This is a genomic window from Streptomyces sp. AM25 (genome assembly GCF_058146165.1).
The window spans coordinates 270009-293078 of sequence record NZ_JBKIWN010000002.1; the positions used below are offsets into that span (position 1 = coordinate 270009).

The window sequence follows — 23070 nt, forward strand, 5'->3', positions numbered from 1 at the left end:
ATGGTCGAGTCCGGGCTCAACGGGACTGGGAATCGGGCCGGTTCGGCGGCCGCGGCCGACGGCATCGCCGTCGTCGGTCTCGCCTGCCGGCTGCCGGGGGCCGCCGACCCGGCCGCCTTCTGGCGGCTGCTCAGCGAGGGCGCCGACGCGATCACCGACGTGCCCCCGGACCGCTGGGACGGAGCCGCGACGGCCGACGCCGACCCCACCGAGCCGGGCCGGACCGACATCCGCCGCGGCGGATTCCTCGACCGCATCGGCCACTTCGACGCCGGCTTCTTCGGGCTCTCCCCCAAGGAGGCCGCGGCCATGGACCCCCAGCAGCGGCTCGTGCTGGAGCTGGCCTGGGAAGCACTGGAGGACGCGCACACGCGCGCCGAGACGCTGCGCTCCACCCGCACCGGCGTGTTCGTGGGCGCGATCTGGGACGACTACGCGACCCTCCACTACCGCTCCGGGCTCACGGCCATCTCCCCGCACACCGTCACCGGCCTGCACCGCAGCATCATCGCCAACCGGGTCTCGTACTTCCTCGGCTTCAACGGCCCCAGCCTGACGGTCGATTCCGGCCAATCCTCCTCCCTGGTCTCCGTCCACCTGGCCTGCGAGAGCCTCCGCAAGGGCGAGTCCACGATCGCCCTCGCGGGCGGCGTCAACCTCAACATCGTCCCCGAGAGCACCCTGGGCGCGGCCAGGTTCGGCGGCCTGTCCCCGGACGGCCGCTGCTTCACCTTCGATGAGCGCGCGAACGGCTACGTCCGCGGCGAGGGCGGCGGCATCGTCGTCCTCAAGCCGCTGGCCCAAGCCGTTGCGGACGGGGACCGGATCCACTGCGTGATCCGCGGCAGCGCCGTCAACAACGACGGCGGCGGCGACGGGCTGACCGTCCCCCTGCAGTCCGGCCAGGAACAGGTGCTGCGGCTCGCCTACGAGCGGGCCGGGGTCGACCCCGCCCACGTCGGCTACGTAGAACTGCACGGCACCGGCACCAAGGTCGGCGACCCGATCGAGGCCGCCGCGCTCGGCGCGGTGCTCGGCACGCACCGCGACCGGGAACAGCCGCTGCGGGTCGGCTCGGCCAAGACCAACGTCGGCCACCTCGAAGGCGCCGCCGGCATCACCGGCCTGCTCAAGGCCGCCCTGGCCCTCAGCCACCGCGAACTGCCCGCCAGCCTGAACTTCGAGACCCCCAACCCCGCGATCCCGCTGGACCGGCTGAACCTCCAGGTACAGACCGAACACACCGCGTGGGACGGCCAGGACGGCCGCCCGCTGCTCGCCGGCGTCAGCTCGTTCGGCATGGGCGGCACCAACTGCCACGTCGTGCTCGCCGCACACGGCACCACGGCGGACGAGCCGGAACGCACCGCGCCCGCCGCCGGGCCGGACACCGCGCCGACGCCCTGGCCGCTGTCCGCCAAGACCGCGTCCGGGCTGCGCGCCCAGGCCGCCGCACTGCTCGCGCACGCCGAGGCCCGCCCCGGCCTCGCGCTGCCCGACGTCGGCTACTCGCTCGCCACCGGCCGCACCTTCTTCGACCACCGGGCCGTCGTCGTCGGCGAGGACCGCACGGACTTCCTGCGCGCCCTGCGCGAACTGGCCGCCGGCGGCATCGACGCCGCGCTGACCACGGGCCGCGTCACGCCGCGCGGCCGGGTCGCCTTCCTCTTCTCCGGCCAGGGCAGCCAGCGGGCCGGCATGGGCCGCGAACTCGCCGAGGCCTTCCCGGTCTTCGCCGCCGCGCTCGACGAGGTGTGCGCCCACCTCGCCCCCCGGCTGCCCAGGCCGCTGCGCGAGGTCATGTTCGCCCCCGAGGACTCGGAGGAGTCCGCCGAACTCGACCGGACCCTCTACACCCAGACCGCGCTGTTCGCCGTCGAGGTCGCGCTCTTCCGGCTGCTGGAGAGCTGGGGCATCACCCCCGACGTGCTCATGGGCCACTCCATCGGCGAACTCGCCGCCGCCCACGTGGCCGGCGTGCTCTCCCTCGCCGACGCCTGCGCACTCGTCGCCGCGCGCGGCCGCCTCATGCAGGAACTCCCCGCCGGGGGAGCCATGATCGCCGTCCAGAGCACCGAGGACGAGGTCCGCGCGCTCATCGGCGACCGCGGCGACCGCGGCGACCGCGTGAGCATCGCCGCGCTGAACGGCCCCGACTCCGTCGTCGTCTCCGGCGACGACGACCTCGTCACCGAGATCGCCGACGCCTGCGCGGCCCTCGGCCGCAAGACCAGCCGGCTGCGCGTCAGCCACGCCTTCCACTCCCCGCACATGGAACCCATGCTGGCGGAGTTCCGCAGCGTGGCCGAGAGCCTGACCTTCCACACCCCGCGCATCCCGGTCGTCTCCAACGTCACGGGCCGGCTCTCCGACACGTACGAGGGATGCACGGCCGAGTACTGGGTCCGCCACGTCCGCGACGCGGTCCGCTTCGCCGACGGCGTCGCCCGCCTCGACGAACACGGCGTCCGCACCTGCCTGGAACTCGGGCCCGGCGGCGTCCTGACCTCCCTCGCCCGCGCCTGCACGCCCGCCGACACCCTGTTCGTGCCCGCCCTGCGCGCCCGCCGCCCCGAGGCACAGGCCCTGCTGGCCGCGGTCGCCTCCCTGCACGTCCACGGCCTGGAACCGGACTGGCCCGCCCTGTTCGCCGGACACGACGCACGCAGGACGGCGCTGCCGACCTACGCGTTCGAACGGCAGCGGCACTGGCTGGACGAGACCACGTCCGCCGTCACCACCACCGCGCTGCCGGCCGTTCCGCAGCCGGAGGCGACGGCCGCCGCCGACAGCGGCACCGCGCCCGCCGGCGCCCTGGCACAGCGCCTGGCCGCCCTGCCCGAGGACGCACGCGACGACGCCGTCCTCGACCTGGTCCGCGCCCACATCGCCGCCGTCCTGGGCCACGCCGACGCCCGCCGGATCGAGACCGAATGGACCTTCAAGGACCTCGGCTTCGACTCCCTCAGCTCGGTGGAACTGCGCAACCAGCTCACCGAGGCCACCGGGCTGTGCCTGCCCAGCGGACTGCTCTTCGACCACCCCACCCCGGCCGCACTCGCCCGCCACCTGGGCACGGAGGCCCTGGGCCGCGGAACGGCCGCCACCGCGCACGGGCCTGCCGCCGACCCCGACGAGCCGATCGCCATCGTCGCCATGAGCTGCCGCCTCCCGGGCGGCGTCGGCTCGCCCGAGGACCTGTGGCGGCTGGTGTCCTCCGGCGGCGACGCCATCACCGGATTCCCCGCCGACCGCGGCTGGGACGTCGAAGCGCTCTACGACCCGGAGCCCGGCACACCCGGCAAGTCCTCCACCCGGCAGGGCGGATTCCTGCACGAGGCCGCCGAGTTCGACGCCGCCTTCTTCGGCATCAGCCCCCGCGAGGCCGCCGCGATCGACCCCCAGCAGCGGCTCGTCCTGGAGACCGCGTGGGAGGCCTTCGAGCGCGCCGGCATCGACCCGGCCTCGCTGCGCGGCAGCCGGGCGGGCGTCTTCATCGGCGCCACGGCGCAGGACTACGGCCCCCGCCTGCACGAGCCCGTGGAGGGCATCGAGGGCTACCTGTTGACCGGCACCACGACCAGCGTCGCCTCGGGCCGCGTGGCCTACTCGTTCGGCCTCGAAGGCCCCGCGGTCACCGTGGACACGGCGTGCTCGTCCTCGCTGGTCGCCCTGCACCTGGCCGTCCAGTCGCTGCGCAACGGCGAATGCACCATGGCCCTGGCCGGCGGCGTCACCGTGATGTCCACGCCCGGCATGTTCGTGGAGTTCAGCCGCCAGCGCGGCCTGTCCGCAGACGGCCGCTGCAAGGCCTTCGCCGCCGGGGCCGACGGCACCGGCTGGGCCGAGGGCGTCGGCATGCTCCTGGTGGAGCGGCTGAGCGACGCCGAGCGCAACGGCCACCGGGTGCTGGCCGTGGTCCGCGGGTCCGCCGTCAACCAGGACGGTGCGTCGAACGGCCTGACGGCCCCGAACGGCCCCTCGCAGCAGCGGGTCATCCGCCAGGCCCTGGCATCGGCCGGACTGTCGCCCACCGACGTCGACGCGGTGGAGGCGCACGGCACGGGCACGCGCCTGGGCGACCCGATCGAGGCGGAAGCCCTGATCGCCGCCTACGGACAGGACCGGGACGACGAACGCCCGCTGTGGCTCGGCTCGTTGAAGTCCAACATCGGTCACACGCAGGCCGCCGCCGGTGTGGCCGGTGTCATCAAGATGGTCATGGCGATGCAGCACGGCGTGCTGCCGCAGACCCTGCACGTGGACGAGCCGACCCCGCACGTCGACTGGACGGCGAGCGGCGTACGCCTGCTCACCGAGCCGGTGGAGTGGTCCGGTTCCGCCGGGCCGCGCCGCGCGGCGGTGTCGTCCTTCGGCATCAGCGGCACCAACGCACACGTCATCGTCGAGCACGTCACGACGAGCGAGAAGCCCGCCGTCGAGGCAGCGGCAGGCCCGGTTTCCTGGGTGCTGTCGGCAAAGAGCGAGACGGCGCTGCAGGGACAGGCGGAGCGGCTGCTGGCCTCCGTGGACGGTGACGCGCCGCTGACCGACATCGGCTTCTCGCTGGCCACGACGCGCGCCGCGCTGGAGCACCGGGCCGCGGTGGCCGGTGCCGACGCGGAGGAACTGCGGGCCGGACTGGCTGCACTGGCCGCCGGCCGGCCGGCGGCGAACGTGACCCTGGGACGCCCGGCGGGCGGCAAGGTCGGATTCCTCTTCTCCGGCCAGGGTTCGCAGCGCCTGGGCATGGGACGGGAGCTGTACGCGACGTACCCGGTGTTCGCTGCCGCGTACGACGAGGTGTGCGCGCTTCTCGAAGCCGCGGTCGATGTGGACTCGGAGGAGCTGAACCAGACCGGGTGCACCCAGCCCGCGCTGTTCGCCATCGAGGTGGCGCTGTTCCGGCTGCTGGAGTCCTGGGGCATCCGGCCGGATTACGTGGCCGGTCACTCGGTGGGCGAGATCGCCGCCGCGCATGTGGCGGGTGTGCTGTCGCTTGAGGATGCGGCGAAGCTGGTGTCCGCCCGTGCCGCGCTGATGCAGGCGCTGCCCACCGGTGGCGCGATGGTGGCCGTCCAGGCGACGGAAGCGGAAGTCCTGCCGCACCTCACCGACGAGGTCGGTATTGCCGCCATCAACGGCCCGCAGTCCGTGGTCATTTCGGGCGCCGAGAACGCCGCGACGGCGATAGCGGAGGCGTTCGCTCAGCAGGGCCGTAAGACGTCCCGGCTGAAGGTCAGCCACGCGTTCCACTCGCCGCTCATGGACCCCATGCTCGACGACTTCGCGGCGGTCGTGCACGGCCTGACGTTCAACGAGCCGTACATCCCGGTCGTTTCGAACCTCACCGGCGAACTCGCCGAGCCCTACACCGCCGAGTACTGGGTCGGACACGTCCGCGAGGCAGTGCGTTTCGCCGACGGTGTGCAGACCCTGCACGACCTCGGCGTGACCACCTTCGTCGAGATCGGTCCCGGCGGCGTCCTGAGCGCCCTGGTGCAGGGCTGCGTGGACGGTGCCCTCACCGTGCCCGTCCTGCGCGCCGACCGTCCCGAGCCGCACGCCGTCGTCACCGCCCTCGGGCAGCTCCACGCCCACGGCGTCTCCCCGGACTGGCACGCCTTCTTCACCGGCGCCCGCCAAGTCGGCCTGCCCACCTACGCGTTCCAGCGCGAGCGCTACTGGCTCGACGCACCCCGGGCGGCCTCCCTCGGCGCCGTGGGCGTGCTGGACGCCGAGTTCTGGGACGTCGTCGAGAGCGAGGACCGCGAGTCCCTCGGCGCCCTCCTGGGGCTGCCGCCCGCCGAGCTGGACGTGATCGCACCCAAGCTGTCCGGCTGGCGTCGGCAGCGGCGCGAGCAGTCCGCCGCCGACGGCCGCCGCTACCGCATCTCCTGGCAGCCGCTCGGCGACACCAAGGCCGTCCCGTCGGGGACCTGGCTCTTCGCGGTCCCCGAGGAGACCGCGTGGACGACGGCGATCCGCACCGGACTCGCCGGACTCGGCGTCGACCTCGTCCCGGTCGTCCTGGCCGGGGACACCGACCGCGCGACGCTGGCCCGGACGCTCACCGAGGCCGGACAGGCCGAGGGCGTGCTGTTCGCCGCGGCAGGCGCGGATGCCCTCCAGCGGCTCGTCCTGCTCGTACAGGCCCTCGGCGACGCCGGGACCGAGGCCCCGCTGTGGTGCGTGACCGGCGGCGCGGTGTCGACCGGCGCCCCGGACCCGGTCACCGACCCCGCCGCCGCACAGATCTGGGGCCTGGGCCGGGTCGTCGCCCTGGAACAGCCGCAGCGCTGGGGCGGGCTCGTCGACCTGCCCGCCGACCCCGACCCCCGGTCCCTGGAGCGGCTGGCCGGCCTGCTGACCCAGGCCGACGAGGACCAGCTCGCCGTACGCGCCTCCGGCGTCTCCGGCCGCCGGCTGGTGCGCGCACCGCAGAGCGCGGCACCGGCGGACGCGCCCTGGACGCCGCGCGGCACCGTGCTCGTGACCGGCGGCACGGGCGCGCTCGGCGGGCACGTGGCCCGCTGGCTCGCCGCCGCCGGAGCCGAACACCTGCTGCTCACCAGCCGCCGCGGCCCCGACGCCCCGGGCGCCGCCGAACTCGCCGCGGAACTGGAGGAGTCGGGCGTCCGCGTCACCGTCGCCGCGTGCGACGCCGCCGACCGGGACGCGCTGGCCGAGCTGTTCGACCGGCACACCGTGAACGCCGTGGTGCACACCGCCGGTGTGCTCGACGACGGCCTCGTCGAATCGCTCACGCCCGAGCGGCTGGACCACGTGCTGCGCCCCAAGGTGGACGCCGCGCTCCACCTGCACGAGCTCACCCGGGACCGGCACGACCTCGACGCCTTCGTGCTGTTCTCCTCGATGACCGGCGTCTGGGGCAACGGCGGCCAGGGCGCCTACGGTGCCGCGAACGCCTTCCTCGACGCACTCGCCGAGCAGCGCCGCGCGGACGGCCTGCCCGCGCTGGCCGTCGCGTGGGGACCCTGGGCGGACGGCGGCATGGCCGACGGCGCCGCCGGCGACCACCTGCGCCGGCGCGGCATCCGGGCACTCGAGGCCCGGCCCGCCATCGCCGTGCTGCACGGCGCGCTGACCCACGGCGAGACCGCCGTGACCGTCGCGGACGTCGACTGGGACCGCTTCGTCCCGGCCTTCGCCACCACGCGCCCCTGCCCGCTGCTGCTCGGGGTGCCCGAGGCCCGCCAGGCCCTCGAAGCCCTCGCCCGGGACACCCGGAGCACCGAGGTGCCCGCGTCCGCACTGGGCCGCCGCCTCGCGGGCGCCGCACCGCGGGAACAGGACCGCATGCTGCTGGACCTGGTCCGCGAGCAGTCCGCCGCCGTCCTCGGCCACACCGGCAAGGGCGCCTTCGAGGCCGACCGGACGTTCCGCGAGACCGGCTTCGACTCGCTCACCGCCGTCGAACTGCGCCACCGGCTCAACGCGGCCACCGGCCTCAAGCTGTCCGCCACGCTGGTCTTCGACCACCCGACCCCCACCGCCCTCGCCCGCCACCTGCGCGAGGAACTCCTCGGCCGGCACGGGCAGGAGGCGGACGCCGGGCAGATCACGGGCGTCGTGACCGACGAGCCCATCGCGATCGTCGGCATGAGCTGCCGCTTCCCCGGCGGCGTCGAGTCGCCCGAGGACCTGTGGGAGCTGCTGCACTCCGGCCGCGACGCGGTCTCCGGGTTCCCCACCGACCGCGGCTGGGACATCGGTTCGCTCTACGACCCGGACCCCGACCGGTCCGGCCGGACCTACGCGTGCGAAGGCGGCTTCATCCGGGGCGCCGACCGCTTCGACGCCGGTCTCTTCGGCATCTCGCCGCGCGAGGCACTGGCGATGGACCCGCAGCAGCGGCTGCTGCTGGAGGCGTCCTGGGAGGCCTTCGAGCGCGCGGGCATCGCCCCCGCGTCCGTCCGCGCCAGCCGGACCGGTGTCTTCATCGGCACCAACGGCCAGGACTACGCCAACGGACTGCGCAACGCGCCCGAGGAGATCGAGGGTTACGCCCTCACCGGCAAGGCGGCCTCGGTCGTCTCCGGCCGCATCTCCTACACCTTCGGGCTGGAGGGCCCGGCGGTCACGGTGGACACGGCCTGTTCGTCGTCCCTCGTGGCCCTGCACCTGGCGGTGCAGTCGCTGCGCAGCGGCGAGTGCTCGATGGCCCTCGTCGGCGGTGTCACCGTGATGACCACGCCGGACATGTTCGTGGAGTTCAGCCGCCAGCGCGGCCTGTCGCCCGACGGCCGCTGCAAGGCGTTCGCCGCCGGTGCCGACGGCACGGGCTGGGGCGAGGGCGTGGGCCTGCTCCTGGTGGAGCGGCTCTCCGACGCCCGCCGCAACGGCCACCAGGTGCTGGCGGTCGTCCGGGGCACGGCGGTCAACCAGGACGGCGCCTCCAACGGCCTCACCGCTCCCAACGGCCCGTCGCAGCAGCGCGTGATCCGGCAGGCGCTGACGTCGGCCGGTCTGTCGCCCGCCGACGTGGACGCCGTCGAGGCGCACGGCACGGGCACCAAGCTGGGCGACCCGATCGAGGCGCAGGCGCTGCTCGCCACCTACGGCCAGGAGCGGCCCGAGGACCGGCCGTTGTGGCTCGGCTCGGTCAAGTCCAACATCGGTCACACGCAGGCCGCCGCGGGCGTGGCCGGCATCATCAAGATGGTCATGGCGATGCGGAACGGCGTGCTGCCGCAGACGCTGCACGTCGACGAGCCGACCCCGCACGTCGACTGGACGGCCGGCGCGGTGCGGCTGCTGACCGAGGCCGTGGAGTGGCCTGCGGGCGACCTCCCGCGACGGGCAGCCGTGTCCTCCTTCGGCATCGGCGGCACCAACGCGCACTCCATCATCGAGGAGGCGCCCGCCGTCGCCGCCGCCGGGCCGGTGGAGCAGCACCGCCCGGCGTCCGTGCCGTGGGTGCTGTCCGGCAGGACCGAGGTCGCGCTGCGCGCCCAGGCGGAACGGCTGCTGGCCGCCGCGGACAGTGCGGCGCCGCTGACCGACGTCGGCTTCTCGCTGGCGGTCACCCGGTCGGGGCTGGAGCACCGGGCAGCGGTGGTCGGCGCCGACGCCGAGGAGCTGCGGGCGGCACTGGCCGCACTCGCGGCCGGCGAGTCCGCGGCCAACGTGGTGCTGGGCCGGGCCCGCTCCGAGGGCAAGGTCGCCTTCCTCTTCTCGGGCCAGGGTTCGCAGCGCCTGGGGATGGGGCGGGAGTTGTATGCGGCGTATCCGGTGTTCGCGGCGGCGTACGACGAGGTGTGTGCGCAGCTCGGGGTGACGCTGGACGTCGACTCGGAGGAGCTGCACCGGACGGGTATGACGCAGCCTGCGTTGTTCGCGGTCGAGGTGGCGTTGTTCCGGCTGCTGGAGTCGTGGGACATCCGGCCCGATTGCGTGGCCGGTCACTCGGTGGGCGAGATCGCCGCCGCGCATGTGGCGGGTGTGCTGTCGCTTGAGGATGCGGCGAAGCTGGTGTCCGCCCGTGCCGCGTTGATGCAGGCGCTGCCTGCGGGCGGCGCGATGGTGGCGGTGCAGGCCACGGAGGACGAGGTGCTGCCGCACCTCACGGACGAGGTGGGCATTGCCGCCATCAACGGCCCGCGGTCGGTGGTGGTTTCCGGCGCCGAGGACGCCGCGCTGGCGATAGCGGAGGTGTTCAGGCAGCAGGGTCGTAAGACGTCCCGGTTGAAGGTGAGCCACGCGTTCCACTCGCCGCTGATGGACCCGATGCTGGACGAGTTCGCCGCTGTCGTGCGTGGCCTGACGTTCAACGAGCCGCAGATCCCGGTGGTGTCGAACCTGACCGGCGTGCTGGCGGAGGCGTACACCGCCGAGTACTGGGTGCGGCACGTCCGCGAGGCGGTCCGCTTTGCGGACGGTGTGCAGACCCTCGGCGACCTGGGCGTGACGACCTTCGTGGAGATCGGCCCCGGTGGCGTGCTGAGCGCCCTGGTGCAGGCGTGCACGGACGAGGCGGTCACGGTGCCGGTGCTGCGCGCCGACCGTCCCGAGCCGCAGGCCGTCGTCACCGCCCTCGGGCAGCTCCACGCCCACGGCATCTCCCCGGACTGGCAGGCGCTGTTCCCCGGCGCCCGGCGCGTCGCCCTGCCCACCTACGCCTTCCAGCGCGAGCGCTACTGGCTCGACGCCCCCGCCGCGGCCGGCGACCTGCGTGCCGTGGGACAGGGCGAGGCCGGTCACCCGCTGCTCGGTGCCGCCGTGCCGCTGGCCGACGGGGACGGGCAACTGCTCACCGGCCGGCTCTCGTTGCACACCCACCCGTGGCTCGCCGATCACGCCGTGAGCGGGGTCGTCCTGCTGCCGGGCACCGCGTTCGTCGAGCTGGCCATCACCGCGGCCGACGCCGTCGGCTGCGACCTGCTCGAAGAACTCACCCTCGAAGCACCGCTGCGCGTGCCCGAGCGCGGAGGCGTGGCCCTGCAGGTGCGCGTCGGCGCCGACGACGGCGCGGGCCGCAGACCGCTGACCGTGCACTCGCGCCCCGAGGACACGGACAAGCCGTGGGTGCGCCACGCCGCCGGCTCGCTGGCCACGGCCACGGGCCCGGTGAACGGCTCGCTCGCCGCATGGCCGCCCGCGGGCGCGCAGCCGGTCGACGTCGACGGCTTCTACGAGCAGCTCGCCGGCATGGCCCTCGACTACGGCCCCGTCTTCCGGGGGCTGCACGCCGCCTGGCAGGACGGCGACGACTTCTACGCCGAAGTGGAACTGCCCGGGCCGGAGCGGACGGGCGCAGGCGCCTACGGTCTGCACCCCGCCCTGTTCGACGCGGCGCTGCACACCGTGTGGCTGGGTGCGGTCGCACCCGAGGCCGGGACGGGCAACGGGCTTCTGCCGTTCGCCTGGAGCGGCGTGCGCCTGGCGGCCGCCGGGGCCTCCGCGCTGCGCGTGAAGGTCTCGCGCGCCGGTGGCACCACGGTGTCGCTGGCGCTGGCCGACGGCACCGGCGAGCCGGTCGCGCAGATCGACTCCCTGACGCTGCGCCCGGTCTCCGCCGACCAGTTGCGCGGCGGGGCCGGCGACGGCGACTCGCTGTTCGGTATGGAGTGGACGGCGATCGGTCTGCCGTCCGTCGTGGACGGCGCCCTGCGGATCGCGGCCTACGCCGACGTCACGGCGCTGCGGTCCGCGGACCCGGCGCCGGACGCCGATGCCGTGGTCGTCCCGTGCCCGACGGGCGCCGCCGAGGACACCGCCACCCGGGTCCGCGAGGTCACCGACGCCGTGCTGGAGCTGGTGCAGTGGTGGCTGGCCGAGGACCGCCCGGCGCGCCTCGTGCTGGTGACGCGCACCGGGGACCTCGCCCAGGCGGCGGTGCGCGGGCTGGTGCGCTCGGCGCAGAGCGAGAACCCCGACCGCTTCGTGCTGGTCGACGCCGACGAGGGCGCCGACCTCGACGGCACGCTGCCCGGAGTGATCGCCTCCGGTGAGCCGCAGGCCCGGGTGTCCGCGGGCGAGGTGCGCGTGCCGAGGCTGGCCCGTATCGCCGTCCCGGACGGCGCGGACCGGGAGCTGCCCGACCTCGGTTCCGGCACCGTCCTGCTGACCGGTGCGTCGGGCGGGCTGGGCGGGCTCCTGGCCCGGCACCTCGTCGCGCAGCACGGTGTCCGCAGCCTGCTCCTGGTCAGCCGCCGTGGCGGGGACGCCCCCGGCGCGGCCGGACTCGCCGCCGAGCTGGCCGAGGAGGGCGCCGACGTCGCCTGGGCCGCCTGCGACGTGGCCGACCGCGACGCCGTCCGTGAACTCCTGGCCGGGCGACGGCTGTCCGCCGTCGTCCACACCGCCGGCGTCCTGGACGACGGAGTCATCGGCGCGCTGACCCCCGAGCGGCTGGACGGCGTGTTCCGCCCCAAGGTCGACGCGGCGCTGAACCTGCACGAACTGGCCGGGGACGTGAGCGCGTTCGTGCTCTTCTCCTCGGCGGCGGGCACCCTCGGCACACAGGGCCAGGGCAACTACGCCGCCGCCAACACCTTCCTCGACGCCCTCGCCGAGCACCGCCGGGAGCAGGGCCTGCCCGCCACGTCACTGGCCTGGGGCCTGTGGGCGCAGGACAGCGACAGCGCGATGACCGGCAGCCTCGACCACACCGACCTCACGCGCATCAAGCGCATGGGCCTGGCGGCCATCCCGGCGGGGGAGGGCCTGCGGATGTTCGACGCCGGCCTCGCCACCGGCCGCGCGGCCGTGGTCCCGATCCGGCTCGACACCTCCGCCTTCCGCGACGGACAGGGACAGCCGGTTCCGTCGGTCCTGCGCGGCCTGGTCCGGGTCGCGCCGGCCCGGCGCGCGGCAGCGGCGGCGAAGGCCGCCTCGTCCTCCCTGGGACAGACGCTGGCCGGACTGCCGGAGGCCGAGCGCGAGCAGACGGTGCTGGAACTGGTCCGCACCGAGGTCGCCGCCGTGCTCGGGCACGCCGACGCCCGGTCGATCGGCGCCGACGACCCGTTCAACGACATCGGCTTCGACTCGCTGACCGCCGTCGAACTGCGCAACCGCCTCAACACGGCCGCCGGCCTGCGCCTCCCCGCCACGCTGATCTTCGACTACCCGACGCCCGTCGCTCTCGCCCGCTTCCTCACCACCGAGGCCGTCGGCACCGGCGGGACGGCGGCCGCCGCCGTCGCCACGGTCGCCGCCGGGACGGACGAGCCGATCGCGATCGTGGGCATGGCCTGCCGCTACCCCGGTGACGTCCGGTCGCCCGAGGATCTGTGGCAGTTGGTGTTCTCCGGCCACGACGCGGTGTCGGACTTCCCGGAGGACCGCGGCTGGGACGTCGAGAACCTCTACAACCCCGACCCCGAACAGTGGGGCACCAGCTACACCCGCCAGGGCGGCTTCCTCCACGAAGCGGCCGACTTCGACGCGGAGTTCTTCGGCATCTCGCCGCGCGAGGCGCTGGCGATGGACCCGCAGCAGCGGCTGCTGCTGGAGACGTCGTGGGAGGCGTTCGAGCGGGCCGGTATCGACCCGGCCTCGGTGCGCGGCAGCCGGACGGGTGTCTTCGCCGGCGTGATGTACCACGACTACGGCGGGCGCGTGCACACCTCCCCGGCCGGACTTGAGGGCTACCTCGTCAACGGCAGCGCGGGCAGCGTCGCTTCGGGCCGCGTCTCCTACACGTTCGGCCTGGAAGGCCCCGCGGTCACGGTCGACACCGCGTGCTCGTCGTCGCTGGTCGCGCTGCACCTGGCGGTGCAGTCGCTGCGCAGCGGCGAGTGCTCGATGGCCCTCGTCGGCGGTGTCACCGTCATGGCGAGCCCGGCGGTCTTCGTCGAGTTCAGCCGTCAGCGCGGGCTCTCGGCCGACGGCCGCTGCAAGGCGTTCGGCGCCGGCGCGGACGGCACGGGCTGGGCCGAAGGCGCAGGCATGCTGCTCGTCGAGCGGCTCTCCGACGCCCGCCGCAACGGCCACCAGGTGCTGGCGGTCGTCCGGGGTACGGCGGTCAACCAGGACGGTGCGTCCAACGGCCTCACCGCGCCGAACGGTCCCGCGCAGCAGCGCGTGATCCGGCAGGCACTGGCCAACGCGGGCGTGTCCTCGGACCAGATCGATGCCGTGGAGGCACACGGCACCGGTACGAAGCTGGGCGACCCGATCGAGGCGCAGGCGCTCCTCGCCACGTACGGCCAGGAGCGGCCGGAGGACCGTCCGTTGTGGCTGGGTTCGCTCAAGTCCAACATCGGCCACTCGCAGGCCGCCGCGGGCGTCGGCGGCATCATCAAGATGGTCATGGCGATGCGCCATGGCGTCCTGCCACAGACGCTGCACGTGGACGAGCCGACCCCGCACGTCGACTGGTCGGCGGGCGCGGTGCAACTGCTCACCGAGCAGATGGAATGGCCCGGTGCCACCGGGCCGCGCCGGGCGGCGGTGTCGTCCTTCGGTGTCAGCGGTACCAACGCGCATGTCATCGTCGAGCAGGCGCCTGCGGTGGCGGAGCTGCCTGCCGCGCCGAGCACTGATGTGGTCGTGCCGTGGGTGCTGTCGGCGAAGAACGAGGCGGCGCTGCGGGCGCAGGCGGAGCGGCTGCTGTCCGCCGCTGGCTCCGAACTGCCGTTGGCCGACGTCGGATTCTCGTTGGCGACGGCACGTGCGGCGTTCGAGCACCGCGCGGTCGTCGTGGGCCGGGACCGCGAGGAACTCCTCGACGGGCTGCACTCCCTCCTGCACGACCGGTCCGCTGGGCAGGTCGTCCAGGGCGTGGCTGCCGGGGGCAAGGTGGGCTTCCTGTTCTCGGGGCAGGGTTCGCAGCGGCTGGGGATGGGCCGGGAGTTGTCCGCGGTGTTCCCGGTGTTTGCGGAGGCGTACGACGCTGTTTGTGCACAGCTCGATGCCGCGGTCGATGTGGATTCGGAGGAGCTGAACCAGACCGGGTGCACGCAGCCTGCGCTGTTCGCCATCGAGGTGGCGTTGTTCCGGTTGCTGGAGTCGTGGGGTGTGCGGCCGGATTACGTGGCCGGTCACTCGGTGGGTGAGATTGCTGCGGCTCATGTGGCGGGTGTGCTGTCGCTGGAGGATGCGGCGAAGCTGGTGTCCGCCCGTGCTGCGTTGATGCAGGCGCTGCCTGCGGGCGGTGCGATGGTGGCCGTGCAGGCGACCGAGGACGAGGTGCTGCCGCACCTGACGGATCTGGTGGGTATTGCGGCCGTCAACGGCCCGCGGTCCGTGGTGGTTTCCGGTGCCGAGGACGCGGTGACGGCCATTGCGGCGGTCTTCGCCGAGCAGGGTCGTAAGACGTCGCGGCTGAAGGTCAGCCACGCGTTCCACTCGCCGCTGATGGATCCGATGCTGGACGACTTCGCCGCCGTCGTGCGTGGCCTGACGTTCAACGAGCCGCAGATCCCGGTGGTGTCCAACCTGACCGGCGTGCTGGCGGAGTCGTACACGGCCGAGTACTGGGTGCGGCACGTCCGCGAGGCGGTCCGTTTCGCCGACGGTGTGCAGACCCTGCACGGCCTCGGCGTGACCACCTTCGTCGAGATCGGCCCCGGCGGCGTCCTCAGCGGCATGACGCAGGGCTGCCTCGACGAGGCCCTCACCATCCCCGTCCTGCGCGCCGACCGTCCCGAGCCGCAGGCCGCCGTCACCGCCCTCGGGCAGCTCCACGCCCACGGCGTCTCCCCGGACTGGCACGCCTTCTTCACCGGTGCACGGCGCATCGACCTGCCCACCTACGCCTTCCAGCGCGAGCGCTACTGGCTCGATGCACCCGAGGCGCGCGGTGACGTCCGGGCGGCCGGCCTGGGGGCGGCGGACCATCCGCTGCTCGGTGCCGCGCTCGCGACCGCCGACAGCGGTGGCCTGCTGCTGACCGGGCTGCTCTCTCTCGACACCCACCCGTGGCTCGCCGACCACGCAGTGCACGGAACCGTCCTGTTGCCCGGCACCGCGTTCGTCGAGCTGGCCATCAGGGCGGGCGACGAGGTCGGTTGCGGGTGGATCGAGGACCTCACCCTCGAAATGCCCCTCGTGGTACCCGAGCGCGGAGGCGTCACCCTTCAGGTGGCGGTCGGCGCGGAGGACGAATCCGGCCGCCGGCAGCTGACCGTGCACTCACGCGTCGAGGACGGCGCCTGGGTGCGGCACGCGACGGGTGCGCTGTCCTCGGCAGAGGCGCCCGGTGCGGAGATCGGGGAGTGGCCGCCACCGCCGGCCGCGGAGGCCGTCGACCTGACTGCCTTCTACGAGGGCATGGCCGAACTGGGTCTGGAGTACGGTCCGGTCTTCCAGGGGCTGCGGTCGGTGTGGCGCAGCGGGGACGACGTCTTCGCCGAGGTGGCTCTCGCGGAGGGCACCGAGGCTGACGGGTTCGCCCTGCACCCGGCGGTGCTGGACGCCGCGCTCCACGCCCTGGCCGCCGGCGGGCTCGTCTCGCTCGCCGACGGGCCGCGGCTGCCGTTCGCATGGTCCGGTGTCGCCGTCCAGGCGGCCGGTGCGGCCATGGTCCGGGTGAAGCTGTCGCGGACGGGCACCGACGCAGTCACGCTGACCGTGACCGACGCGGACGGTGGCCCGGTGGCCTCGGTCGAGTCGCTGGCGCTGCGCGCCGTCTCGGCGGAGCAACTGCGCGGTGCCGGTGGCGGCGACCAGCTGTTCGGCCTGGACTGGACGCCTCTCGTCCTGCCTTCCACCGCGGACGCGTTGACGATCGAGTCCGTTGCGGACGTCGATGCGCTGCGGGAGTCGGCAGGGGAGTCGGACGTCGTTGTCGTCCCGTGCCCGGTGGGATCGGGCGACGACACGGCCGCCCGGGTCCGTGAAGCCGTCAACGCCGTGCTGGCGCTGGTGCAGTGGTGGCTGGCGGAGGACCGCCCGGCGCGGCTGGCGTTGGTGACGCGTCCCGGTGACCTCGCCCATGCCGCGGTGTGGGGTCTCGTGCGCTCCGCGCAGTCGGAGAACCCGGACCGGTTCGTGCTGGTGGAGGCGGAGGACATCGAGGCGGTGCCCGCCGTTCTGCCCGGCGTGATCGCTTCCGGCGAGCCGCAGTTCGCGGTGCGCGGCGAGGACGTGCTCGTACCGCGCCTGGCGAAGACGTCCGGGGCCGTCGTCGACGGGCCGGACCTCGGCAACGGCACCGTCCTGGTGACCGGTGCGTCCGGTGCGCTGGGCGGGCTCGTCGCCCGGCACCTGGTCACCACCCACGGCGTGCGCAGCCTGCTGCTGATGAGCCGGCGCGGTGCGGACGCCCCCGGTGCGGCCGAGCTGGAGGCTGAACTGGCAGGCGCCGGCGCCGAGGTGCGCTGGGCGGCCTGCGACGCGGCCGACCGGGACGCGCTCGCCCGCTCGCTGGCCGGCGTGCCGGTGACCGCCGTGGTGCACACCGCCGGTGTGCTCGACGACGGCGTGATCGCCGCGCTGACCCCGGAGCGGCTGGACGCGGTGCTGCGCCCGAAGGTCGACGCCGTGCTGAACCTGCACGAGCTGACCGGTGACCTGTCGGCGTTCGTGGTCTTCTCGTCGGTGTCCGGCATCCTGGGCAGCGCCGGCCAGGCCAACTACGCGGCCGCCAACACCTTCCTCGACGCCTTCGCCGAGTCCCGCCGTGCGCAGGGGCTCCCCGCCACCTCGCTGGCATGGGGTCTGTGGGAGCAGGGCAGCGGCATGGCCGACCGGCTCGACCAGGCGGACCTCGTCCGGCTCAAGAGGGTGGGCCTGGCCCCGATATCCGTCGACGAGGGCCTGCGGCTGTTCGACGCGGCACTGTCGGTGGACCGGGCGGCCGTCGCCCCGCTGCGGCTGGACCTCGGCGGGCTCCAGGGCACGGTGCCCGCGGTCCTGCGCGGGCTGCGCGGCCCTGTCCGGGGCACCGCGCGGCGCACGGCCTCCACCGCCCCCAAGGGGTCGCTGGGGCAGCGGCTGGCCGGGCTGCCGGAGGCCGAGCGCGAGCAGGCGGTGCTGGAGCTGGTGCGTACCGAGGTCGCCGCGGTGCTCGGACACGCCTCGGTCCAGGCCGTCCAGCCCGAACACGCCTTCCAGGACGCCGGTTTCGACTCGCTCACCTCGGTGGAGCTGCGCAACCGGCTGAACACGGCGACCGGGCTGCGACTCCCGGCGACCATGGTCTTCGACTACCCGACGCCCGTCGCCCTCTCCCGCTTCCTGCTCACCGAGACGCTGGGCGTCCAGGAGCAGCAGCCGGAGACCGCGGTCGTCACGGCCGCCGGGACGGACGAGCCGATCGCGATCGTGGGCATGGCCTGCCGGTTCCCCGGTGACGTCCGGTCGCCGGAGGACCTGTGGCGTCTGGTCGCCTCCGGCGGCGACGCGATCTCCGGCTTCCCGGAGGACCGCGGCTGGGACGTCGAGAACCTCTTCGACCCCGACCCCGACCGCTCCGGCAAGTCCTACGTGCGCCACGGCGGCTTCCTCCACGAAGCGGCCGACTTCGACCCGGCGTTCTTCGGGATCTCGCCGCGCGAGGCCCTCGCCATGGACCCGCAGCAGCGGCTGCTGCTGGAGACGTCGTGGGAGGCGTTCGAGCGGGCCGGTATCGACCCGGCCTCGGTGCGCGGCAGCAGGACGGGTGTCTTCGCCGGCGTGATGTACCACGACTACGGCGGGCGCGTGAAGACGGCGCCGGACGGCATGGACGCCTACCTGGGCAGCGGCAGCGCGGGCAGCATCGCCTCGGGCCGCGTCTCCTACTCGTTCGGCCTCGAAGGCCCTGCGGTCACGGTCGACACGGCGTGCTCGTCGTCCCTCGTCGCGCTGCACCTGGCGACTCAGGCACTGCGCAGCGGCGAGTGCTCGATGGCTCTGGTCGGCGGTGTCACCGTCATGGCGACTCCCTCGACGTTCGTGGAGTTCAGCCGTCAGCGCGGTCTGTCGCCGGACGGACGCTGCAAGGCGTTCGCGGACGGTGCGGACGGCACGGGCTGGGCCGAGGGCGCGGGCATGCTGCTCGTGGAGCGCCTCAGCGACGCGCAGCGCAACGGCCACCGGGTACTTGCGGTGGTCCGGGGCACGGCGGTCAACCAGGACGGTGCGTCCAACGGCCTCACTGCGCCGAACGGTCCGGCCCAGCAGCGGGTGATCCGGCAGGCGCTGGCGTCGGCCGGTCTGTCGCCGGCCGATGTGGACGCGGTCGAGGCGCACGGTACGGGCACGAAGCTGGGTGACCCGATCGAGGCGCAGGCGCTCCTCGCCACGTACGGCCAGGAGCGGCCGGAGGACCGTCCGTTGTGGCTGGGTTCGCTCAAGTCCAACATCGGCCACACGCAGGCGGCTGCGGGCGTCGGCGGCGTGATCAAGATGGTGATGGCGATCCGGAACGGTGTGCTGCCGCAGACGCTGCACGTCGACGAACCGTCGTCGCATGTGGACTGGTCGGCCGGCGCAGTGCAGTTGCTCACCGAGGCCGTCGACTGGCCTGAGAACAACCTGCCGCGCCGGGCGGCGGTGTCGTCCTTCGGCATCAGCGGTACCAACGCGCATGTCATCGTCGAGCAGGCGCCTGCGGTGGCGGAGCTGCCTGCCGCGCCGAGCACTGATGTGGTCGTGCCGTGGGTGCTGTCGGCGAAGACCGAACCGGCGCTGCGGGCGCAGGCGGAGCGGCTGCTGTCCTTCGCGGACGGTGACGCGCCGCTGGCCGACGTCGCGTTCTCGCTGGCCACCACCCGCTCGTCGATGGAGCACCGAGCGGCCGTGGTGGGGGAGGACCGGGAGGATCTCCTGACGGCGCTGCGTGCGCTGGCCGCCGGCTCCCCGTCCGCCCGCGTCGCCGTGGGCGAGCCGGGTGCCGGGGGCAAGGTGGGCTTCCTGTTCTCGGGGCAGGGTTCGCAGCGGCTGGGGATGGGCCGGGAGTTGTCCGAGGCGTTCCCGGTGTTTGCGGAGGCGTACGACGCTGTCTGTGCACAGCTCGATGCCGAGATCGATGTGGATTCGGAAGAGCTGAACCAGACCGGGTGCACCCAGCCTGCGCTGTTCGCGGTCGAGGTGGCGTTGTTCCGGCTGCTGGAGTCGTGGGGTGTGCGGCCGGATTACGTGGCCGGTCACTCGGTGGGTGAGATTGCTGCGGCTCATGTGGCGGGTGTGCTGTCGCTGGAGGATGCGGCGAAGCTGGTGTCGGCGCGTGCTGCGCTGATGCAGGCGCTGCCCACCGGTGGCGCGATGGTGGCCGTGCAGGCGACCGAGGACGAGGTCCTGCCGCACCTGACGGATCAGGTCGGTATCGCGGCCATCAACGGTCCGCGGTCCGTGGTGATTTCCGGTGCCGAGGATGCAGTGACGGCGATTGCGGAGCTCTTCGTTCAGCAGGGCCGTAAGACGTCCCGGCTGAAGGTGAGCCATGCGTTCCACTCGCCGCTCATGGATCCGATGCTGGACGAGTTCGCGGCAGTGCTGGAGGGTCTGTCCTTCAACGAGCCGCAGATCCCGGTGGTGTCGAACCTGACCGGCGTGCTGGCGGAGTCGTACACGGCCGAGTACTGGGTGCGGCACGTCCGCGAGGCCGTCCGTTTCGCCGACGGTGTGCAGACCTTGAACGGCCTCGGCGTGTCCACCTTCGTGGAGATCGGCCCCGGTGGCGTGCTCAGTGGCATGACGCAGGGCTGCTTGGACGAGGCCCTCACCGTCCCCGTCCTGCGCGCCGACCGTCCCGAGCCGCAGGCCGCCGTCACCGCGCTCGCCGAGCTGCACGTGCACGGTGTCTCCCCGGACTGGCGGGCGCTCTTCCCGGGTGCCCGTCAAGTCGACCTGCCCACCTACGCGTTCCAGTACGAGCGGTACTGGCTGGACGCGCCCGAGGAGTTCACCGGCGGTGCTGCCGCCACCGGACTCGGGCTGGGGGCGGCCGTGCACCCGCTGGCGGGTGCCACCGTCGCGCTGCCGGGCACCGGCGGGTTCCTGGTCACCGGGCGGCTCTCGCTCGCGACCCACCCGTGGCTCGCCGACCACATGGTCATGGGCAGCGTGCTGCTGCCGGGCACCGCACTCGTGGAGCTGGCGGTGCGTGCGGGCGAGGAGGCCGGCTGTGCGCGGATCGACGACCTGACCCTGGAGGCGCCGCTGATCGTCCCGGAGCGCGGCGGTGTGGCCGTGCAGGTGTGGGTCGGTGCCGAGGACGAGCCGGGCAGGCGCGCGGTGACCGTCCACTCGCGGCCGGACGATGCGCCGGACGACGCGTCATGGGTCCGGCACGCGGTCGGCTACCTGACGGACGAACTGCCGCAGCCGTCGCACGCAACCGCCTTCGAAGCGGCCGCCGGAGCGTGGCCGCCGCCGGGTGCCGAGGCCGTCGACCTGACCGCTTTCTACGAGGGCATGGCCGAACTGGGTCTGGAGTACGGTCCGGTCTTCCAGGGGCTGCGGTCGGTGTGGCGCAGCGGGGACGACGTCCTGGCCGAGGTGGCTCTCGCGGAGGGCACCGAGGCTGACGGGTTCGCCCTGCACCCGGCGCTGCTGGACGCCGCGCTCCATGCGATCGGCGCGGGCGGTCTCGTACCGGTCGACGACGGGCCGTTGCTGCCCTTCGCCTGGTCCGGGGTGAGCGTGTCGGCCGTCGGGGCGACGGCTCTGCGGGTCAAGGTCTCGCGGATGGGCACCGATGCGGTGTCGCTGGCCGTGGCCGATGCCGCGGGTGGCCTGGTGGCCACGGCCGACACGCTGTCGCTGCGGCCGGTGTCGCGGGAGCAGCTGCTCAAGGCGAGCGGTTCCGGCCGGCGTACCGAGGATTCGCTGTTCGGCCTCGCCTGGCAGCCGGTCTCCCTCGCCGAGGCGGACGAGCTCGACGTACGGGGCTACGCGGACCTGGCTGCGCTGGCCGCCGAGTCCGCCCTGCCCGACGTCGCGGTCGTCGCGTGCCCGGTGGGGACGGGCGAGGACGGCGCGGAGCAGGTGCACGCCGTCACCCGCGAGGTGCTGGCGCTGGTGCAGTGGTGGCTGGCGGAGGACCGTCCGGGGCGCCTGGCGTTGGTGACGCGTCCCGGTGACCTCGCCCATGCCGCGGTGTGGGGTCTCGTGCGCTCCGCGCAGTCGGAGAACCCGGACCGGCTGGTGCTGGTGGAGGCCGAGGACGCCGATGCGGCGACCCGGGTCCTGCCCGCCGCCGTCGCTTCCGGTGAGCCGCAGTTCGCGGTGCGCGGCGAGGACGTGCTCGTACCGCGCCTGGTGAAGGCGCCCGCGACCGCCGGGAGCACGCCGGACCTCGCTGCCGGCACCGTTCTGGTGACCGGTGCGTCCGGTGCGCTGGGCGGGCTCGTCGCCCGGCACCTCGTCTCCGAGCACAAGGTGCGCCGACTGCTGCTGGCGAGCCGCCGGGGCGCGGAGGCCGCCGGGGCGGCGGAGCTGACGGCCGAACTGGCTGGCTGGGGGGCCGAAGTCTCCTGGGCGGCCTGCGACATGGCGGACCGGGATGCCGTCTCCGCCATGCTGGCCGGGCTCGACGGGCGTCCGCTGTCGGCCGTCGTGCACACCGCGGGCGTTCTGGACGACGGGGTCGTCTCCTCGGTCACACCGGAAAGGCTGGCCGGTGTCCTCCGGCCCAAGGTGGACGCCGTGCTGAATCTCCACGCGTGCACCCGGGAAATGGGCCTGGCCGCCTTCGTGGTGTTCTCGTCGGTCGCCGGAATGGTCGGCAGCGCCGGTCAGTCGAGTTATGCGGCGGCGAATTCCTTCCTCGACGCCTTCTCGTCGTACCGTCGCCGGGAGGGCCTGCCCGCCACGTCGCTGGCGTGGGGAGTGTGGGAGGAGTCCGGTGCGATGACGGACGGTCTCGCCGAGGCCGACCGGGCCCGCATGGCGCGCAGCGGCGTCCTGCCGCTGTCGTCGGAGGAGGGACTGCGGCTGTTCGACCTGGCGTTGGCCACGGACGAGGCGGTGCTCGCCCCGGTGCGCATCGACACCGGTGCGCTGCGCGCCGGCGGGGTGCCGGCCGTGCTGCGCGCCCTGGCGCCGGCCGCGGTCCGCAGGGCGGCGCAGGCCGCTGCCGCACCGTCCGCGTCGTCGCTGGCGGAGCGGCTGTCCGGGCTGCCGGAGGGCGAGCGCGACAAGGTCGTCCTGGATCTGGTGCGGGCCGAGGTGGCCGCGGTGCTGGGCCACTCCTCGGAGCGTACGGTCCAGCCGGAACACGCCTTCCAGGACCTGGGATTCGACTCGCTGACGGCCGTCGAACTGCGCAACCGGCTCAACAAGGCGACCGGATTGCGACTGCCGGCGACGCTGGTCTTCGACTATCCGACGCCCGCTCTGCTGGCCCGGCAGGTGCTCACGGAGACCACGGATGCGGTCGAACCAGCCCTAGTGGATTCCCTACTTGCCCACCTCGACAGGCTCGAACAAGAATTGACCACGAAGTTGTCCATGGGTGATGCCCGCGACCGGATCGTGTCAAAGCTCCAGGAAGTGCTGGCACTTGCCGGTGAATCCGGCAAGGCGCCGGAGGGCTCCGGAATCAACGGCAGTGATCTGGAATCGGCCACGGACGACGAAATGTTTGATCTGCTCGGCAAGGAATACGGGATCTCCTGACGATTCCGGTGTCCCGGATATCCCTTGCCGATTTCCAAGTTTCCAAGTGGAATC

1 protein-coding gene is annotated in these 23070 nt (G+C 73.7%); it reads left to right on the forward strand.

Features of this window, described 5'->3' with window-relative positions; translation table 11 throughout:
* Positions 1–23016, forward strand: a complete 23016-nt coding sequence (locus ACLHRZ_RS03460; protein WP_490416710.1) for a type I polyketide synthase — start codon at positions 1–3, stop codon at positions 23014–23016.
* Positions 23017–23070 lie beyond the last annotated feature (54 nt).